We start from the raw sequence: 19,441 nt of genomic DNA on the forward strand, positions 1-19,441 counted from the left end.
ACAACCGCAGGACACTTGAGACGGTTAGACGTTTCAATTTTGACTTTATTGGGGCCGCCTGATGGCTTCACTATGGATCGTTTTTATGGAATGACTATATATTGTGTTTTTATCCTGCGCGGCATCTAAATATTGAAAAACGCTCTGCACAAAATACAGAGGGAACGACTCTTTGTCTCTGCTTGGTCAACGGAGTCGATACGTTCGAGCCCCGATTCCACGGGACTCGAATCGCAGCGTCGCGGCGCAATCTTAACGAGAAATTGTCAGGTTCCGGTTTTCGGCTGAACCGAATCCACCCGGCTGCCCGCCCAGGCAAGGTTGTCACTGAGCTGCGCCAGAATGCTGATCGCATCTTTCAGGGGGGCGTCGCCGCTTTCGAATTGCAGCAGCAACAGCAGGTCCGTGGCCTTTTCGAATTCGCCCGGTATCCAGTCGGCCTTGGGGTCGATTTCTCCGCCTTGCTCAAGACGTTCGGCAAAATCCTCGACGATTTCCTGACACGAGTGCAGGAAGGCCGAAGGTTCGATATCTGACGATTCACGCAGATCTTCGTAGATACTGGCAATCGCGGCCAGCCAATCTTCGAGGATCGGATTTTCCAGCGGCGGCAAGGCGGATTCCAGCGCGGCATGCATGGACGCGGTATCCGGCTGCTGCAGTTCGACTTCGGGTCCAGTCACTGTCTCCAGAAACGGCAGGAAGTCCTGCTTCAGATCGGTGCGCGCGGCTTCCAGATCGGCCAGGCGGCGGTCGGATGCGACCTGCAGGACCTGTTCGGCCAGATTCTGGCCGCCGCAGGTTTCCCAAAGGGTGAAATCCGGCTCGGGCTCTTGCGCCATGGCGCGCACAGCCACCGGAGTGCCGATCGGCACGACCGTGCGGAACAGGTCTCCCTTTTCCTTGTTGAGTCGCGAAACAACCCGGTCCAGCGCATCGCGAACCGGTGGCAGGTCGGCATGGGTGACGGCCAGCAGGCTGTTGGTGCGCAGCTCCTGCGGGACCTGTGACCAGAGATGCCGTTCGGTTTCGCGCCAGGCATTGGTGCCGTTGGTGCACCAGATCGCGCAATCCACGAATTTCAGCAGATCGAGCGTTTCCTTGTAAGTATCATCCAGCGCCCCGGTTCCGGGCAGGTCGAACAGTGAGATTTCCTGCAGGGCAGGGGTGTTCAGCCCGACTGAGATGAAATCGGGCGCATCAGCCGCGGCTTTTTCCAGCGCGATGCCGGAATAGGTCTTGGGTTCTTTGTCCCACCAGCCGACGGTGGTTTCTGGTGTGTCGGAATAGGCGACGATCACCAATGGCAGTTTCAGGTGCTGCGGGCCGGTCGGCAGGATGTCCGCCCCGGCCAGCATGTTGGCGAGGCTGGATTTGCCAGCCCCGAATTCCCCGGCGAAACCGATATTGACCGCGTTGGACAGCCGTCCGGCATGGGCCAGGGCGCGCTCACGCATCTCGTCCAGCGCCGTATCGGCCGGCAGGTTTTCGGTCGCGGTCAGAAAGCGCTCAAGTTGTCTAACTTCCTGTTCGGTTCCGGGAAATTCGATCATTCCGCAGCCTCTGTTAATCGTTTGTCTAGTTCATCCGGGCCAAAGACGGCGCCCAGCTCTTCGGTGATGCGCTGCGCGTGGTCAAAGGCCTCTTGTGCCTGTGCGCGCTCATTGGTTTCGCCGCTTCCGGCCCGATGTTCAAGGTGCCCGGCGAGCAGGGCCAAATAGTGATCCAGAACAGTGTTCAGACGTTCCAGCAGATCGCTGCGCGCGGTGTCCACCAAATCGTCGCCGATCATCTCGAATTCCTGCACGATCATGCGTTCGGCCCGGCTCACAACGCTCTTGCGTGAGATCAGGCGCGACAGCCAGGTGACCCGCAGTTCCACCGTTATGCCGCGGGTCAGCGCCGTGGTGTCGGGGCGGAACCAGCGCACGGCGCTGGTGTTCATCCGGTTGTCGGTCGGGTCCTGCCAACCGGGAAGGGCGCGCAGGGCCGCGTTGCTTTGCATATCGACCGTATACAGCTCGCTCAGCATGCGTTGGCGCACGACCTGCGTGGCGCCTTGAACAAGCTCGCGCATACGGTCGCGCAGCGGGGTGAAGTTCAGTTCGGTTTCGCCGCCTTTGGCCAGCAACGGAGAATCCCCGTTTGGACCCCGCACCACGGCCGATACGGACTCGGCCACGGTGTCGTCCATGACGCCGCGCAAATTGGCCAGAATATCGTCCATGTCGTTGACGATTCCGCCCATCTTTTCGGCAACAAGCGCGCGCAGATCCGCCAGGGTCTTGTCATTCTCGTAATTGTTTTCGGCGGTGGGCGTGGATTCGTCCTCGATTGCGCGCAGATGTGCCCTGCTGCGCTCGACCTCGCCTTGCGCGAAAGTGTTGAGATGTTGCCATGCCATCCGCAGCTGTTCGTTGCGCGGGCCCTCGGTCAGGGCGCTGGTCACGTGGCGGCGCAGGTCCGGCAAACCCGAGGCGATCATTGCGGCAAAGCGCAGCACACCCTCGCGGCTGATCGGGCCAGGGCCCTGTTTGATCTCTTCCACCCCGTCCAGATATTGCTTCATCTGTGCCGGGTGCGCCCGCAACCAGGCCAGGACTTCGTCGTGATTGATACCGGTTTCGTCACCGGTCAGGGCGTAATGCGCCCATTGTGCGCTGCCCATCAACACGTCGATATCCGAGTTTCCAAGGGCTTTTTCCAGGCCGTCCATGACATCGGCCCGGACTTTGCCGGCATCTTCGGGACCACCGCCCAGCTCATCGACGCGGTTGATGAAGACCACGATCTGACCCAGTTCCAGCGCCTGCATCAGGCGGAACAGTTTCAGGTCGGCCCGCGACAGGGCCTGATGCGCCGACAGAACCACCACAAAGAAATCGGATTCCTTGAGGTACTGGCGCGAGATCTCTTCGCGGATCAGCAGCGGGTCGTTGACGCCCGGCGTGTCGGTCACCGTCAGCGGATACGGGAAATGGCCGATGTCGAAATAGACCTCGGCCTTGCGGGTGATGTCGCTATAAAGGCCACGATCCGAACCCGGATCGTGCTCGCCTGCTTCGGTGGGATCATCCCCGGCACAGACATAGCGCGCCAGATCGTCCGAGGTCAGCTTGTCAAGGTCGTGATGCTGCCCCAGCAGATGTTTGTAGCTTTCGCCCAGACGCAGCTTGGCGCGGGTTTTCATCGCCTCGACCTGCTCTTCGATCATCTCGCGCTTATAGCTGTCCTCGTCATCGGGGAACATGTTGCGCAGCTCTTCGCCCTCGGCGATCAGCGCCTGCCACTGGCGGTTGTCGAAGAAATGGAACTCGGCCCCCGAGGTCCGCCCCGAGGGGTGGCCGAAATGCATGTCGGTGATCACCGTTGTCCAGGGGTTCACGTCCGACGGCAGGTATTCGGCCTGACCTGTGAATCCATTGATCAGACGGGACTTGCCCGCCTTGATCTGCCCGACAAAGGCGATCGAAGGCTTCAGGTTCGTCAGGTCGCTGACGATGCGTGAGATGAACTGGCGGGTCTCATCATTCGAGGCGCCGTTCATGTCTGCGGCAATACGGATTAACTCGCGACGATTGTTTTCACTCATAAACCTTACCCTGGTAACCTGTAATCACGGATCGAATTCATCGAAAAATTGAACGAAAGGGGCGCAATCATCCATCCGGCCTTTTCAGTGTGGCCCACAGATTGACAACGGCGCCCAGCTTGCGTGCCTCGTGTACGGCGATGGCAAAACTCTTACCATCGTTCAGAACGGCCAGCCCGGCGCCCTTGCCGCCAGAGGGCCGCATGACAATCAACTGCGGGTGGTCCATCACGTTGGCCGAGTCGCCATCCCAACCCGCAAGGTCGCGGGCGAACCGGGCCAGCAGATCGGAATTCGGGTACAGCGGTTCCCCTTCGTCACAGGTGCCGTCCATGCGCGACGACGCCCCGTCTGCGCCTTGGGCCAGAACCCGGCCCTGGGCAAACCGTTCCGAACCGTCATAGAACCGCTGCGCCAGAGAGTCGGTGGGTTCTTCTGCCGCTTCTTCCTTGGGGGGGGCGGAGTCCTCGGGTTCGTCCGGGACGATGGAAATGACCGGATCCGCAGGCAGTTTGATTTTCCCGCAAGCGCTTTCAAGCTCGCTGTAGGTGATGCCTACATCGTCGGCCTCAAGCGCATTGTCGGGCTGTAGCGAAATCATCTCCAACGGTGCAGGGGCCGCCGCAATGTCGGTCACAAGCTGTGCCAGCTTGGCGGCCAGTTCCTCGCGGGGTTCGGTTTCGAAATCCGGAGCGATGCCGGACTGAACCCGGAACACATCGGTGATCCGGGAACTGTTGACCTCGATGGCGAGGCAATCGCCATTGGCGGCAGTGAATTCCAAACGGCGCGGCAGGATCGTGCCGCGAATGGTGTCCAATACCTTATCGCGCCGACCCCGGGCCGTCTCCCCGGGAACCGTGACCGCCGGGTTCAGGCGCGCCACAGACAAGCGCCCGATGTCGTCGAGCATCTCGAGTATGTTCGTATCCACCATGCCGTGACCCCCTCTGGTCCCGTCTAAACTGCGGCCGCGACCGGCCCCAGGCTGAGATGCGATTTTGTCAGCGCCAACCCGACATTGGCGCTGCTGCGACAGATGTAGCAGACCACATGATCGGGATATTCCCGGGTCCGCAGAAAGATATTCAGCCGATCATCCGAAAACACCGCGATTTCCCCAAATCCCGAATTGTCGACCTCTTCGGCGCCAGCTTCGCGCAGCAATTCCTCAAAGGCTTTGACACCGCGACCCTGAAACAGGTTAGCCACGGCAAGGGCGAGACTGTCCAGAACGTCGGCGCTGTCTTGGTCCTGGGTGTTGGTCCCAAGCAACATCCCGGTTTCCATATCGACATACCCGGCTGCAATACAGTCGGGTATGGTTTCCATCGCGGTGTTCAGTGCGGCTTCGATCGTCATCGCTTGCTACCTGAGGTTCTGGTCATAACACACGGAATTCTGCCCCGCCGTTTTTCGCTGCATTCGGCACCGGGCGAACCGCCCCCTTGGCATAGCGCGCGAAATGCTCGGCTGCGATCTGGTCGAATTCCTCAAGGAACGCCCCGAACACTCTGGTCATGCCTTCGACATCGTCCGGCAAATCCTCACCGGCGGTGATGTCGCGCCACATCGAGGCCGCGCTGAGCGGTGCGTCGGTCGGAACGTTCACCAAGATTTCCTGGCTTTCATCCGTGTCGTCCGACGAGGCGGGCTCGTCGCTGGCGGAGCCATTGGACATGGGCACAACCTGCATGTTCACGAGGCCGCTGGATTCCGGTTCCGGTTCGTATTCATCCTGAGCGCCACTCGACTGTTCAGACAGCAAGGCGGCGATCGAGGATACCGAAACTTCGGCGCGTTGGTCTTCCGGCTCTGCGAGCGGTTCCTGATCCTGTTCGGGCGTGTCTGCCAGCTTGCCTTCCAGCGACGCCATGAACGGGTCGGAGTCTGCAGCGGCAGGTTCTTCCAATGCCTCAACTGGTTCTGTTGTCAGGTTGACACCGTCGTCGTCCATTTCATCATCGTCCAGCAGGTCGAAATGATCTTCGCCTGTCGACTCGTCCGTGTAGTCCGCCAGATTCAGACTGTTGCTTTCCGTATCCCGGAAAAAGGCGCGCAGATCGTCGCCTTCGGCCTCTGGTTGCGGTTCTGACACCGGCGTTTCGGTGCCCATCTCGGCGCGCAGACGCTCGGCCTCTGCCGCGTCAATGCGTTCGTCGCGGTCGGTTTCCTCAGAGCGACGCTCGACGCGGGTCGGGCGGACGGGGAAGCTGGTGACGACCTCGTCTTCCCGGGGGGTCTCGGGAACGGGGTTGACCAGTTTCAGGGGGGCCGGTTCTTCGGCCTGCTCCACCATGCGTTTCGGGCGGATCGGCTGCACGGGTGCGCCCCCGGCCAGACCGTTGTCGATCTGATAGCGCGTCAACATATCGGCGCGGTTGTCCATGATCTGTTCGGTGATCTGCAGGAAGCTGTCGACCATTTTGCCGCCGCCGCTGCGCGCCCACTGTTCCGCATCACCGCTCTTGTCCCGGGCAATGATGGCATCACGGGCCGAGAACAGGATCGACCGGTTGAATAGGTGGCCCGCTTCGCGGTTGACCCGGCGCAGCACCTTTTGCCGATCTTTCGGACCCAGCACGTCGGCCCGGGTCACCAGCAGCAGAGAGTTATGCTGCAACCGTTCCGGCAGAGATACCCATGTCGCACGTTCGGTCTCGCGCCAGGCCTGGGTCGCATGGGTGCACCACAGAACCCCGTTGGCCTGTCCAACCGCACGGCGCCAGACGTCGTTTGAGATCTTCGGATCAGAGATACCGGGGGTGTCGATCAGGTCCACCGCTTCCAGAATGTCGGCCTCAAGGAAAATGCGCACGAATTGGGCATCGTTGACACCGACAGATTCCAGCTGATCCAGAGTAATGTTCTCGCGGGTCCCATCGGGGCGCTGCACATAGGCCGATTTCTTGCCCCAGCTGAACCAGACGGGTGGCAGCTGCGTGGCCGTTACCTGCGTCGGCAGCGCCTGGGAGCGCAGCAGAAAGTTCATCAGCGTCGATTTCCCGGCACTGAACTCTCCCATCAGCGCAAAGATCGGTTTGCGCCGGGACCATTGCTCGATGCGTTCCCAAGCCTTAGGAGAGACGAAGCGGGTTTGTGTATCTTTTGCCATGTCGCTACTTATGCTGCCTCGTTACTAAGATCTTTCAGGATGTCGCCCAGGATATCGTCGCGCGATTTCTTGGGGGTCATGCCCGCCATCAGAGCCGCCTGGCCCGGATCCTGCTCGGCCGAGGCCGAAATGTTCAGCAGGGTCTCTTTCTGCTCGCGCAGGAAGTCGGACAGGCCCGCCCGAACGTTTTCCAGAACGGCTGCGATCTGGTTTTCCTCAAGGTCCTTGGTGATCGAGTTCGCCTCGGACGCGATCAGGCGCGTGTAGTCCGCGGCATAGGCCTCGAACCCTTTGCGGCGTTGCCACCAGCGGCGCCACCAGGTGCTTTGCAAGTCCAGCGCGATGGTGCGACCGATGCCCAATGGCGGCGGCACACGGGGCACGATGGGGGCCTCGATGCTGAACTCACCCAGATGGTTGCCCAGCAGCTTTTGATACAGCGCTTCGACATCCGCCGCAGCAGCGCTGTAGAGCGCCCCGGCGTCTTTGCGCATTGCACGGGCAAAGCTGAAATAGGCGGCCTTTTGCAGGGTACGCAGACCCGCCGGGTCATACTGCCAGGTGCCTTGCTCGCCATTCTGTTCCAGATGCGAAATCAACGAGTCCGTGGCCCGTTTGACAAAATTCTTCTCGGCCGAATTCAAACGATCCAACACCTTGTCACGCAGAGAGGTGGCCAGTTCGGCGGCCTTCTTTTCATATTCTTCTGTCACCTTGGCGATGGCCTCTTCTGGCGAAACACCGTCGAGATCGCGCACCACGCCCTGACCGTCGGACAGGTTCTTGGCCACCGCGGTTGCCCGAATCTGGCTGGCAATGTTGCGGGCCCGGTGACGGACGCGGTCCAGCAGGCGATTGCCCGCCCCTTCGGCGATACGCTCATTCATGGCCAGCAGCAGGTCGGGCAGGCCCGACAGTGCCCAGATCTTGTCGAGCGAGGGCGCCTGATCGCCAAACCCGGCGGCCAGATAGAAGGTGTTCAGGGCCTGACGGGATTCTTCCGACAGGATATCGGGGTTCCCGGTCAGGGCTGCCTCGGCCCAGAGTGCGCTGCCGAACACGACGCTGGTATTGGTGTCGATATTGTTCTGCTTGAGCGTGTCCTGAATCCGGTCACGAATCTCGGGCACCTGGTTCACCGGATCGGACAGCTCGTCAATCCGATTCACAAACAGGATGATCTGGCGGTTTTCGAACTGCGCGATGATTCGCATCAGCGCCATGTCCATGGTGGTCAGCGCCTGGCTCGCCGCCAGCACCACAACGCAAACTTCGGACCCGCGCAGACTGCGCAGGGTGATCTGTTCACGCACCATGAAGGTATCGTTGACGCCGGGCGTGTCACACAGCTTCAGCGAGATCGGATATTGCGGAATGTCCATGAACAATTCCGCCGACTTGGTGACATCGGCAAAGCGCCCGGTTTTCGGGTTGATATCCGGGTCGTCTTCGTCGCCCAGGCAGACATAGCGCTGGATCAGTTCGTCGTCGAAATAGTCGTACTGGTGGCTTTGCCCAAGGATCAGGTCAAAATGCTGGCCCAGCCGCGCTTCGGACTTGGCCTTCATCTCACCGATCTGACGGCGGATGTCTTCCATCTCGTCATCGGCACCGGCGCGATTGGCCAACTCGCCCAGACGGCCACCGCCGACCATCAGGTTGTCCCATTCTTCCTGTTCGAAAAAGGTGAACTTGGCCTTTTTGTCGCCTTCGGTGCGGGTGTTGATGTTCAGCGTGGTCACCACCGAGGTCCACGGGTTCACATCCGAAGGCAACAGGGCAGGACGCCCGGCCAGAATGTTCACGATCGAGGATTTGCCAGCCTTGACCTGTCCGACCAACGTCACGCTGGCCGTGAAGTTCTCCATGCGAGTCTTGAGCGTCGCAAGCCGCGCCGAGGACCGCGCATCCGCCACCTCTGTCAGCTGGTCGATCTGCGTGGTCAGCGCCGTCATCGCCGAGGTCATCGGCGTCAGTGCTTCATTCCCTACGGACAGAAGGTGGTCGTTACGGGCCATGCTCAGCCTCCGGTTCCAGTAGCGGCGATGTGGGGTTGCACCTGACCGTCAGCAGAGCTGGTCAGGATATCGATCCGGGCGATCAGGTTCAGCGCATTGCCCAGAATCGCAGCCTCGGCGCCCGGCGAAATTTCTTCGTAGGCGCCGGAATCGGCAAGCACTTCGATCGAGCTGAACTGTTCACTGTTTTCCAGCAGGGCCAAACGGCGCCCGGTCGGAAAGCCTTGGGATTTGGATTTCGGCAGTGGCATCCGGGAATTGGCGAGCAGATAGTGGCCCCCCGAATGCGTGCGTAAAGAAACGCCAAAGCCCGTGTTCGGGTGGTCCTGATTCAAGGACTTCAGTTCACCAAGGAAACTTTCACGTGCAAGACCAACAGCGTCTTGCTCAGCAGCAGCAGAGTTCATCATATTGGTCACGGCTAAGACCCCTGTGTTCGAGTTGAGCAAAAAACTCTTACGGCGCCCGAAGGCAGGAAAGACTCATTAATTCCCGCTCTCCATAAATTACTGGCAAGGCGGTGTTATTTTGACGCGAATAAGATATTTTGGCGTTTGAAATGTGGCGCAAATATGGTCTGAGCCCTGCGGCGGCTTTCAACCCATGGTCGCAAGATCAGAGTTCCGACAATTCACGACCGCGAGTGATGAGTGATTGATCTGCGTTTCTGAGGCGCGGTTTTGATCGAAAGCTGTGTTGTAATGCTATGAATAGTAAGCAAAAATACCAAGCTTGTAAGAATTGCGCTGAGCCGAAGGGGTGGGCTCTCTGATGTGCGGAGCGTAAAAGGCAGTTTCGGCGTTTTTTTTCGAAGCAGCACGTTACTCAACGTAGGCGCGTTTAACGTGTAGTGGGTTTTTCCATGGCGTGCCGGGCGGAAAAATCATGCGCTAGGCGGCGTATTCCGAGCATGACACCCTAGCGCCAAAATGCTGGCGGACACGGTTCAGGCAGAATCGGGGGCAAGGGCACTGGTCAAAAATTCGACTGCGATTCCGGGGCTTGATGCTGCGGGTCAGTCGCCACCAATACGTCAGGTTCGATTGCTATGGGGCCGCGCTCAATAATCTTGCGCGCAAGTGAATTTCCCTCTCGCACTCGACCACAGGCTTTGTTATTGAGCACGTCATTCCGGCACTCAGGGCCGGTACTGCGGGTGTGGCGAAATTGGTAGACGCACCAGATTTAGGTTCTGGCGCCGCAAGGCGTGGGGGTTCAAGTCCCTCCACCCGCACCACTATGATTTTCAGCGAAAAAACTGATATTGAAACGGATGCAGGCTTGGCGCTCTCCGGGTTTTCTGTCTGGTCACGGCTCTCTCCGTTCTTTGCCGCCATCCGGCTGCGCATCGGCAAGAACTTGGTAAATAGGGGGAAAAATCCGGAAACTCGGCTATACTCCTAGTCATCAGTAGACAGGAGATTGCCATGCTTTACCCACTTGCAACGCTTGAGGCCGACAAGCTCAACGCGGTTCAGGCGCTTGAACAGGAAATCGGACGCCCGGTTGTCGCGCTTGCCGCAGTTGACGCCGATACGGCCAACCTGCCGAAAGAAGACCTGAAAAAGCTGCAGGCCCTGGAAGATAAGCTTGACGTCGTTCTTGTCGCAATGCGGCCAAGCTAGGGGGTCCGAAGAACCTGAACGCTTGCGGCCCAAATCGTTGCGGTGCCTTAGGCGGCCTCGACCAATGTGTCAGGTTTCTTGGCCGCCGGTTGTGTGACCAACAGGGACGCCTCAAATGATTTGAGAACCGGGCGGGCTGACTCATAGCCTTGCCCCGAGGCGAGATCGAGTTCCGGGAACATGGTCTGAATCTCGGCGATGCTGTCATCATCAAGTGAGGCCATGCCCGTTTTTCCCAAAAAGAGGCTTTCAGACGCGACGCCATTGGCCCAGACGATCTGATGCTCGTCAAAAAGCAAATGGAAATACTCGACTTCTCCACCTTCCCGCACGGATACCCCGTCGCCGTCAACCAGATGAGTGGCGGCGGCGAAAACCTGTGGGCAGGCGAATTGCAACTCGACCTCGGCCCCCTGTAACAGGATGCGATGCTGCGGGCTGACTTCCAGCGTCTCTTGCGCGCCAAGAACGCCCGCCCGAATCCTGACCGGCGCAAATTTCCCAATGGCGGCCATGGTGCGACGACCAATCCAGCGGATCGGTTGCGCGCCATTATCCATGGTCAGCACCAGATCTCCGGCTTGCAGGTTTTCGATTGCTCGCGGCCCGTCGGGGCAGGCGATCATCGCGCCCCGTGCAAAACACAGTGGATTGGAATCGACCCTTATCCCGGTCAGCGAATATCCGGTGTTGAAACCGTTCGCATAAATCGGCGACACCAGTTGAATCGACTGGATCGCGCTTTCCTCGATCGCGTCCTGGTCAGCGTTTTCCTCGAATTCCGGTGCCCAATAGGTGTTGCCGTTGGTGTCCTGAAAAACAACGGCCGTTATGTTGGCGGTGGTGCCGTCGTTATATGTGATGACCGCGTTGAAAATCATCGAGGCGTCAAAGGTCTGGGGAGGGCCTCCATCGATGCTGAACTGATCGTTCGAGTTATTGTTGTTCAGATCATAGGTGTTCGCGTCTCCGCCGCCGAAACCCGCACCCGCCTCGGCAAAGGTCTGCCTGCTGTCATAGAGCGGATCGCCAGCAGAGCCATAGGTGCCAAGGGCCGCATTAACATTACCGGTCGCAAGGGTTTGGTTGCCTTCGACAGTATCCCAGATCGGCAGGGATCCGAGAGAGAAAACGGTAAAACTGGTCGCCATTTTTTACTCTTGAAACAGAAAAATCGTACGGCGTGCACTTAGCCGTCAAGTTCCGGGAATTTCAAGTTTAAATTAGAATATAGGCACTTGGCAGGGCAAAAGACCCCGCGCGATTAGCAATCGCGGCGCCTGATCACGGGCGAAACTGCCGCAACCCCTTGCTGTCTTTCCTCAAATTTTGAACAGGATTCCGCTGACTTGCGCAATTTTTTCACGCGCCGCCTGCAGGTTCGCGCTGTCGACCGCCGTATCACGAAACAACCGGTTCAGTGCAAACTCCATATGAGACACGGCGTCGGCCGGGGAAATCGGTTTTGCCTGCAAGGCGGTCCGCATCCATATCCCGTCGATCAGCGTTGTCAGGTTAAAGGCAATCTGTTCGGCCAAGGCCGGTTCAACCATATGGCGCAAGGCGCTCATCAGGTTGCTGCGCATTCGGGAATGGATGGTATTTTGTATGCGTAGATATTGGGCGTTCTGCGGCACCTCTGCGCATAAACAGACCCAGGCGTGGCAGAATTCGGGCTGAAAAAGCGGCGGCGCGAAATTGCCGTAAAAGATCGCGTATAGCCGCTCGGCCGGTGTGTCGCTATGGGCAAATAACGCAGTTACACAGCGGCGGGCTTTGGCGTTGGCTTCGCGCAAAACAGCCTCGAACAAGGCTTCTTTTCCTGGGAAATAGTGCTGCACCACGCCTTTGGAGACACCTGCTTCTTTGGCAACCTTGTCAAAAGTCGTCCCCGCGATTCCATGAGTTTTGAGAATTTCAAACGCCGCCTCGGTCAATTGCTTGCGACGCATGTTCTTGATGGTCTGCTTTCTCATGTTAGGATCGCTTTCATGCTCAGCGTAATGGATACGAAAGTACCATTCGGGAAGGTGAAAAACAAACGCAGTTGACATAAAATGATCCAATGCATCAAATTACCTGCAGCTGTACTGTTTTTCGATGCGGGCACAAAAGGCCGAAAACGGCCAACGCACCAACGGAGGTTAACCATGAAATTCTCACGCAAACTGAGGCCTGCTTTGCTGGCTTCCGCTACGCTTATGTTGACGCAGGGCGCGGCGCTTGCTGATCCGATCAAGATTGCCGTCAACGAATGGACGGGCCAGCACATCTCGGCCCATTTCGCGGGCGCACTGTTCGAAGAGCTGGGCCACGAGGTCGTATACGTTACCGCCGGTGCCGTGCCGCAGCTGGCTGCGATTGCCGAAGGCAGCCTGCATTATCAGCCCGAACTGTGGACCAATAACGTGGGCGACATCTACCCCAAGGCTGTCGAAGCCGGGGACATCATTGTTGTCGGCGGGCTGGGGCTCGAGCCGCAGGAAGGTTGGATTTACCCCCCGTACATGGCCGATCTCTGCCCGGGTCTGCCCGCCTATGAGGCGCTTTATGACTGCGCGCAGGCCTTTGCCGCCGCAGACACCTTCCCCGATGGCCGTCTGATCACCTATCCGGCGGACTGGGGGACCCGTTCAGCCGATCTGGTCAAACTGATCGACCTGCCGTTCAAGCCGGTACCCGGTGGCTCGGAGGGCGCGATGCTGGCCGAACTCAAAAGTGCCGTTGCCGCAGAGCAGCCGATTCTGATGATGATGTGGCAACCGCATTGGGTATTCGCGGATACCGAGGTTGAATGGGTCGAATGGGACACGCCGCACGGCACCTGCGACGAGGCCAGCCAGAAACGCGGTGAGGCCTGTGGCTTTCAGCAGGCGACCGTCGACAAGATCGTCGCCAAGGATTTCGCCTCGACCTATCCGGATGCGATGAAGATGGTCGAACTGATGAGCATGACCAACGATGTGCAAAACGCCCTGATCCTGGAAGTGGATCAGAACGGGCGCGAAGTGAAAGAGGTCGTGGCCGAATGGATGGGTGCAAACCAGGACGTCTGGCAGCCCTGGGTTGAAGCCGCAAAGCAATAAACACCAACGCTTCCGGTGGAGCGCCATATGCGTGCTCCACCTTTTTCAAGGCTGCCGAAATGACTACACCCTCCCCGACCACCACCCCGAAACTGTCCTGCAAGCATGTCTGGAAGCTCTACGGCAAAGGGGCGGACCAGCATCTGGGCAACGTCGATGTTGCCGGGCAGGGGCCCGACGAAGCCAAGGCGATAGCGCAACGTATTCGGGACAATGGTGGTATCGTTGCTTCGACCGACGTCAGTTTTGACGTCATGCCGGGCGAGATTTTCGTGATCATGGGGCTGTCGGGCTCGGGCAAGTCCACCATCGTGCGCTGCCTGTCCCGTCTGGTCGAACCCACCGCCGGAGAGATTCTGCTGGATGGAGAGGACCTGCTGAAAGTGTCCTCGAAGGAATTGATCGACATTCGACGTCACAAGATGGGGATGGTGTTCCAGAGCTTTGGCCTGATGCCGCATCTGAACGTTCTGGAGAACGTGGCCTTTCCGCTGAAACTGCAGGGTCTGGATGACAAGGAACGCCTGGAGAGGGCCGAGCGGGTGATCTCGCTGGTCGGTCTGGAGGGGCGGGAAAGCAGCTTCCCCAGCCAATTGTCCGGTGGACAGCAACAGCGTGTCGGTATTGCTCGGTCGCTGGCGGTGGAGCCCGAGGTCTGGTTCCTTGATGAGCCCTTCAGTGCGCTGGACCCTTTGATCCGCCGCCAGATGCAGGACGAATTCCTGCGGCTGCAGCAAGAACTGCACAAATCCATCGTCTTCATCACCCATGATTTCCTTGAGGCGCTGCGCATTGCCGACCGGATGGCGATCATGAAGGACGGCGCGATCGTGCAGATCGGACGTCCGGTGGATCTGATCCTGAACCCGGTCGATGATTATGTCCGCGAATTCACCAATGATGTCCCGTGGGAGCTGATCCTGACCGCAGGCGATGTGGCCTCGGACAACAGCCCGCCCGCGGGGATCAAAGAGGTTCCGGCTTCGACCAACGTGGCCGACCTGCTGCCCTATCTGGCCTCGCATGACACCGGTGTCGCGGTGCGTCGGGACGACAACGCGCTGGTGCACATGACCAGCCAGAACGTGATTGCCGCTTTGGCCAGCGGTGTCTCGGACGCCTCTGCGGTCAAGGACTGACACTATGGACGCAGCTTCGAACAGATCGCTGGTGGTCTGGCTTGCGGTCACGATTCTGGTGGCGGTTTGCGTTGTTTTTGCCAAAAACCTCGGACCGCTGGTGACCTATCCCGACGCTCTGGTCCTGCCGGTGACCGATCCGATGAACACCGCGATGCGGTGGTTCGTTGTAACCTTCGGGTGGTTCTTCAAGGCCATTTCGTGGCTTTTGGACTGGCCGATCCTGCTGGCCAAGACGGTTCTGCACGCTGTGCCCTGGGCGGCCTGGTTTGTTCTGTGGGTTTTTCTGGCCTTGCGCGCCGGGGGCAAAGGGCTGGCGATCTTCACCGCGGCCAGCCTGCTTTACATGGTGACGTTCGGGTTCTGGACCCAGTCGATGAACTCTTTCGCTCTGGTGTGTGTATCGATCCCGATGGCGGTTGTTTTGGGGTTTGCGCTGGGAACATGGGGGTTCATGTCTGAGCGGGCCTGCCGGATCATCATGCCCATTTTGGACCTGATGCAGACAGTGCCCGCCTTTGCATACCTGCTGCCGATCCTCTTGCTGTTCGGCTTTGGCACAACGGTCGGTCTGGTCGCCTCGATCCTGTTTGCCTTCCCTCCGATGGTGCGCAACACCATCGTCGGCCTGCGCGGTGTCCCGGATGAGGTGATCGAGTCCGGCCTGATGAGCGGTGCCACCCCGTCGCAACTGTTCTGGCGCGTGCGGGTGCCAACGGCGCAGCGGCAAGTTCTGCTGGGCGTAAACCAGACAACGATGGCGTCCCTGTCGATGGTCATCATCGCCTCGATCATCGGGGGCACCAACGATATCGGTTGGGAAGTGCTGTCGACCATGCGCAAGGCCCAATTCGGAGAAAGCCTGCTGGCCGGGATCGTGATTGCGCTGATGGCGATGGTGCTGGACCGGATCACCTGGGGATTTGCGGTGCAATCCAATTCGACTCAGCGCAAGGCGTCAGGGTGGATCACATGCGCCGTTCTGTTTGGAGCGGCCTGGCTGCTGGCTCTGGTCCTTTCGCCGCTCAAGGACTGGCCCGAGGCATGGGTCCTGAACCCGGCCCCGGCAATGAACGCGGGTCTGGAATGGGTGTTTGTCGAATTCCGCACTGTGCTTGAGGCGATCAAGCGGGCGGCGCTGTTCTACCTGATGCTGCCGATCAAAATTGGTCTGGCTCAGGCCGTCAGCCCGTTCACCTGGGGCTTTGCCATGACCCCGGCGGTGACTGTTGGCTATGCGTTGATTGTTGCGGCGGTGGCAGGCTATCTGGCCATCAAGGGGCGGTTGCTGCCGGCGCTTTGGGTCATCCTGTTCGCTCTGGTTCTGTATTCCGGGTTGACCGGTCTGGCCTGGATTGCACTCTGCGCAATCATCATCGCTTTGGCCTGGCAGGCTGGTGGCACGAACCTCGCCCTGTGGGCGCTGGCCGGGGTCGCTTTCCTGTTGCTGACCGGGATATGGGAACCGTCGGTCGTTTCGCTCTATCTCTGTGGGGTCGGGGTGCTGCTGTCTTTCCTGTTCGGCAGCGCAATCGGCATCTGGGCGTCCGAGAATGACACCGTCTCGCGCATGGTGCGGCCTGTCATCGACACGCTGCAGACCATGCCTCTGTTCGTGATCCTCATCCCCTTTGTGATGGTGTTCAAGATCGGTGAGTTCACCGCTCTTCTGGCCATCATCGTTTATGCGATCGTCCCCGCGATCCGATACACCGAGCACGGTCTGCGCAATCTGCCCCATGACGTGATCGAGGCCGCGACGGCCATCGGGACAACCCCCCAACAATCACTGTGGCAGGTAAAGCTGCCGCTGGCGGTGCCGTCGATCATGCTGGGGCTGAACCAGACGATCATGTTCGGTATTTCGATGCTGGTGATCACCGCATTGGTGGGCACGGATGATCTGGGCCAGCAGATTTACATCGGACTTGGGGACGGTGACTTTGGGGTTGGCATGACTGCCGGGATCGGTATGGCCATCATCGCCATGATTGCCGACCGCATCACGCAAGGCTTCAGCCAGCAGATTCAGGCCCGCCACGGTGTGAAACTGGACAACACCATCTGACAACAAGGTAACGCCACGGCTTATCTCGCTACTTCACAGGAAACGCCGGAAAGAGTTTGCCGGTCCGATAGTCCTGACGCGCTAAAGAAAGCCGTCGGGATTATGGACTGGGAGGTTTGAGGTGGGGTTGCGGTGTTCGGCTTCAATGGGTGGGAACGAAATGAGCGCGCGGGCGATTTTAACGTTGCGAAGATCAATGCGTTCAAAAACCCAAAAACAACAAAGGCGCCCTCGAGCGCCTTGTTTTATTGGTCGGAGTGAGAGGATTCGAACCTCCGCCCCATGCCTCCCGAAGATCGGTGCTGGCAGCCAAGTTATTGGTTTTCGTCTATGGAGCATTGTCTACATACCCCTGTAGCTGCTTTGGTCTAAGTTCAGAGCTGGTTTGATCTCTGTTTTCTCTACCCAAATCCAACCCACTTATGCACGGTGAAGAGTCCGGCCATGGGTCAGGCCATTCACTTTCTCCAGAATAGCATCTGCATCGATGCAGTGGTGGCGATATAGATCGCCGATTGTTCCGGTCTGACCAAAATGCTCAACGCCCATTGGAATAGTCTGATGTCCAAGCACTGCCCCGAGCCAGGAGAGAGTTGCAGGATGACCATCGATAACGGTGACGAGCTTACAGTGGGGTGGAAGGTCGGACATCAGGGTTTCGATGTGGGAGCGTGCCGCTTGGTTACCGCGAGAACGCGCTCGTTGGGCGGCAGTCCATCCGGCATTCAGGCGATCTGCGGACGTCACGGCCAAAACACCTATGTCGCGACGGCCCTCGCCAATCATACCAGCGGCTTTGATTGCCTCTGGCGCGACGGCGCCTTGATAGGCGATTACAACTTCGCAATTGGGCCCCGGTTTTCGCAACCAATAGGCCCCATCAATGGCACCTTGGCGGAACTCATCGTCGACACGTTTTCCCGGCTGTTCAATCGGGTTGGTGGTCAGGCGCAGATAGACGGACCCTCCGGTTTCATCGCGAAGCCATGTGCGCTCGTCAGGCTGCCCTTCGCCGTCGCGCTGAATGTAATCAAAGGCCCACTCCATGATCACCGCTAGCTCGTCGGCAAAGGCGGGTTCAAAAGCGGCCAGCCCGTCCTGGCTCATCCCGATCAGCGGTGTTCCAACGGATTGGTGTGCTCCACCTTCGGGGGCCAGTGTAACGCCCGAAGGTGTGCCAACCAGCATGAAGCGCGCGTCCTGATAACAGGCGTAATTCAGCGCATCGAGGCCGCGGCTGACAAATGGATCATAGACGGTGCCAATTGGGATCAGCCGCTTGCCGAACAGGGAATGGGACAGACCCGCTGCGCCCAGAAGCAGCATGAGGTTCATTTCGGCGATACCAAGCTCGATATGCTGTCCTTCCGGCGTAAACACCCATTTCGCCGTCGAAGGGATCCGGTGTTCTATGAAGGCGTCGGATTGTTCGGAACGGGCAAACAGTTTGCGCCGGTTCACCCAAGGACCAAGGCTTGTCGTGCCTGTCACATCTGGCGAGGTCGTCACTATGCGCTCGGCCAATGGGCTGGCGCCTTTTGACAGATCGTCAAGGATCTTGCCGAACGCCATCTGGGTCGAGGTTTCGCGACTGGTGTCGATCTCGATTGGCGGCACATCCAGCTTGTCATCAAAATAGCGGCGCGGACCTTTGGCAAAAAACGGGGTGCTGGCCAGAAAATCCTTGAGGGCGTCTGGGTCCTGCACTGTCGCGAGCGGCTCCCATTCTTCACCTTTCGAGACGCCCATATGTGACTGCCACGCGGCAAACTGGCTATTGTTCATCAGCCCGCCATGATTGTCCTTGTGGCCGGCAATGGGGGTGCCCCATCCTTTGACGGTGTAGGCCAGGAAGCACGTTGGGCGATCATGATCGATGGCGGCAAATGTCTGGGCCATTGTCTCGACGCAGTTGCCACCCAGGTTCTCCATCAGGGCCGCAAGTTCAGCGTCCGTGCGCCGTTCGATCAGGGCGGTCACGTCTCCCTGATCCCCCAGGTCGTCCAAGAGACGCTGACGCCAGTTCGCGCCACCCATGAACGTCAAAGCGGAGTAGTCCTGGTTGGGACAGGCGTCGATCCAGTCACGCAGGCGGTTGCCGCCGGGCTCTTCAAAGGCCGCGCGTTGCAGAACCCCATATTTAACACGCACGACATCCCACCCGAACGCATCAAAGATTTTCTCGATCCGTTCGAACAGCCCTTCCCGGACGATACCATCCAGTGACTGTCGGTTGTAATCGATGATCCACCAAGTGTTGCGCAGGTCGTTCTTCCAGCCTTCCTGCAACGCCTCATAAACGTTGCCTTCGTCCAGTTCGGCATCGCCCACCAGGGCCACCATACGCCCCATTGGGGCGTCGGAGCCCCAGCTCTTAGCCTTGATGTAATCCTGAATGATCGAGGCAAACGAGGTGATCGCGACACCCAGACCCACTGACCCGGTCGAAAAATCAACATCGTCAATATCCTTGGTCCGGCTGGGATAGCTTTGCACACCCCCAAATCCGCGGAAGTTCTCCATCTTCTCGCGCGTTTGATTGCCCATGAGATACTGCATCGCATGAAAAACCGGCGAGGCATGGGGCTTGACTGCAACCCGGTCTTCTGGACGCAAGGCCGAGAAATAGAGCGCAGTCATGATCGATACCATCGAAGCAGACGAAGCCTGATGGCCACCGATCTTGATCCCATCCACCTTTGGCCGAACATGGTTGGCATGGTGGATCATCCAATGCGACAACCACAGCAGGCGCTGTTCGACGATCTTCAGTTGGGTGGGATCAATGTGCATGACTG

14 protein-coding genes and 1 tRNA gene are annotated in these 19,441 nt (G+C 58.9%); 5 read left to right on the plus strand and 10 right to left on the minus strand.

Going from position 1 to position 19,441, the window contains the following annotated elements:
• Window positions 1-266 precede the first annotated feature (266 nt).
• The 7 genes from ACR0NT_RS10965 to ACR0NT_RS10995 all read right to left on the minus strand — a co-directional run bounded on the left by ACR0NT_RS10965 (window position 267) and on the right by ACR0NT_RS10995 (window position 9,135).
• The gene (locus ACR0NT_RS10965; RefSeq protein WP_170446588.1) at window positions 267-1,553 is read right to left on the minus strand and encodes a dynamin family protein; all 1,287 of its coding nucleotides are present in this window, start codon (window positions 1,551-1,553) and stop codon (window positions 267-269) included.
• On the minus strand, window positions 1,550-3,592 hold the full coding sequence (locus ACR0NT_RS10970) for a dynamin family protein (protein WP_170446586.1): 2,043 nt from the start codon (window positions 3,590-3,592) through the stop codon (window positions 1,550-1,552). Before ACR0NT_RS10970 ends, ACR0NT_RS10965 begins: the two co-directional genes overlap by 4 nt.
• A gap of 67 nt (window positions 3,593-3,659) precedes the next feature.
• Entirely contained in the window at window positions 3,660-4,529 is an 870-nt protein-coding gene (locus ACR0NT_RS10975) for a hypothetical protein (protein ID WP_170673822.1), read from the minus strand.
• 23 nt (window positions 4,530-4,552) lie between these two features.
• Window positions 4,553-4,954, minus strand: coding sequence for a hypothetical protein (locus ACR0NT_RS10980; RefSeq protein ID WP_170673819.1), 402 nt, complete (start codon window positions 4,952-4,954; stop codon window positions 4,553-4,555).
• Window positions 4,955-4,976: 22 nt separating this feature from the next.
• Window positions 4,977-6,707: a dynamin family protein gene (locus ACR0NT_RS10985; protein ID WP_170673816.1), complete on the minus strand. Its 1,731-nt coding sequence runs from the start codon at window positions 6,705-6,707 to the stop codon at window positions 4,977-4,979.
• An 8-nt stretch (window positions 6,708-6,715) separates the two neighbouring features.
• Complete coding sequence (locus ACR0NT_RS10990) at window positions 6,716-8,725, minus strand: dynamin family protein (RefSeq protein WP_170673813.1); 2,010 nt, start codon at window positions 8,723-8,725, stop codon at window positions 6,716-6,718.
• Between the two features lie 2 nt (window positions 8,726-8,727).
• The gene (locus ACR0NT_RS10995) at window positions 8,728-9,135 is read right to left on the minus strand and encodes a hypothetical protein (protein ID WP_480443092.1); all 408 of its coding nucleotides are present in this window, start codon (window positions 9,133-9,135) and stop codon (window positions 8,728-8,730) included.
• A 742-nt stretch (window positions 9,136-9,877) separates the two neighbouring features.
• Here ACR0NT_RS10995 and ACR0NT_RS11000 point away from each other — a divergent pair.
• Together ACR0NT_RS11000 and ACR0NT_RS11005 are read left to right on the plus strand one after the other, a co-directional pair.
• Window positions 9,878-9,962, plus strand: a tRNA-Leu gene (locus ACR0NT_RS11000).
• A 190-nt stretch (window positions 9,963-10,152) separates the two neighbouring features.
• Window positions 10,153-10,350: a hypothetical protein gene (locus ACR0NT_RS11005; RefSeq protein ID WP_170446574.1), complete on the plus strand. Its 198-nt coding sequence runs from the start codon at window positions 10,153-10,155 to the stop codon at window positions 10,348-10,350.
• Between the two features lie 47 nt (window positions 10,351-10,397).
• Here ACR0NT_RS11005 and ACR0NT_RS11010 read toward each other — a convergent pair whose 3' ends face one another.
• Both ACR0NT_RS11010 and betI read right to left on the minus strand, forming a co-directional pair.
• Window positions 10,398-11,501: a Hint domain-containing protein gene (locus ACR0NT_RS11010; RefSeq protein ID WP_170446572.1), complete on the minus strand. Its 1,104-nt coding sequence runs from the start codon at window positions 11,499-11,501 to the stop codon at window positions 10,398-10,400.
• 171 nt (window positions 11,502-11,672) lie between these two features.
• Window positions 11,673-12,404: a transcriptional regulator BetI gene (gene betI, locus ACR0NT_RS11015; RefSeq protein ID WP_480443065.1), complete on the minus strand. Its 732-nt coding sequence runs from the start codon at window positions 12,402-12,404 to the stop codon at window positions 11,673-11,675.
• A 96-nt stretch (window positions 12,405-12,500) separates the two neighbouring features.
• On the opposite strand from betI, the gene ACR0NT_RS11020 reads away from it, so the two are divergent.
• Genes ACR0NT_RS11020 through ACR0NT_RS11030 form a run of 3 tightly spaced genes read left to right on the plus strand, consistent with a single transcriptional unit; the run spans window position 12,501 to window position 16,643 of the window.
• Entirely contained in the window at window positions 12,501-13,436 is a 936-nt protein-coding gene (locus tag ACR0NT_RS11020) for an ABC transporter substrate-binding protein (protein ID WP_170446570.1), read from the plus strand.
• A 59-nt stretch (window positions 13,437-13,495) separates the two neighbouring features.
• Complete coding sequence (locus ACR0NT_RS11025) at window positions 13,496-14,575, plus strand: betaine/proline/choline family ABC transporter ATP-binding protein (protein ID WP_170673810.1); 1,080 nt, start codon at window positions 13,496-13,498, stop codon at window positions 14,573-14,575.
• 4 nt (window positions 14,576-14,579) lie between these two features.
• Entirely contained in the window at window positions 14,580-16,643 is a 2,064-nt protein-coding gene (locus tag ACR0NT_RS11030) for an ABC transporter permease subunit (protein ID WP_170446566.1), read from the plus strand.
• A 420-nt stretch (window positions 16,644-17,063) separates the two neighbouring features.
• On the opposite strand, the gene ACR0NT_RS11035 is transcribed toward ACR0NT_RS11030, so the two are convergent.
• Window positions 17,064-19,436: a 1-deoxy-D-xylulose-5-phosphate synthase N-terminal domain-containing protein gene (locus ACR0NT_RS11035; RefSeq protein ID WP_170673807.1), complete on the minus strand. Its 2,373-nt coding sequence runs from the start codon at window positions 19,434-19,436 to the stop codon at window positions 17,064-17,066.
• Between the last annotated feature and the right edge of the window lie 5 nt (window positions 19,437-19,441).

This window comes from Ruegeria sp. AB10 (genome assembly GCF_056542745.1).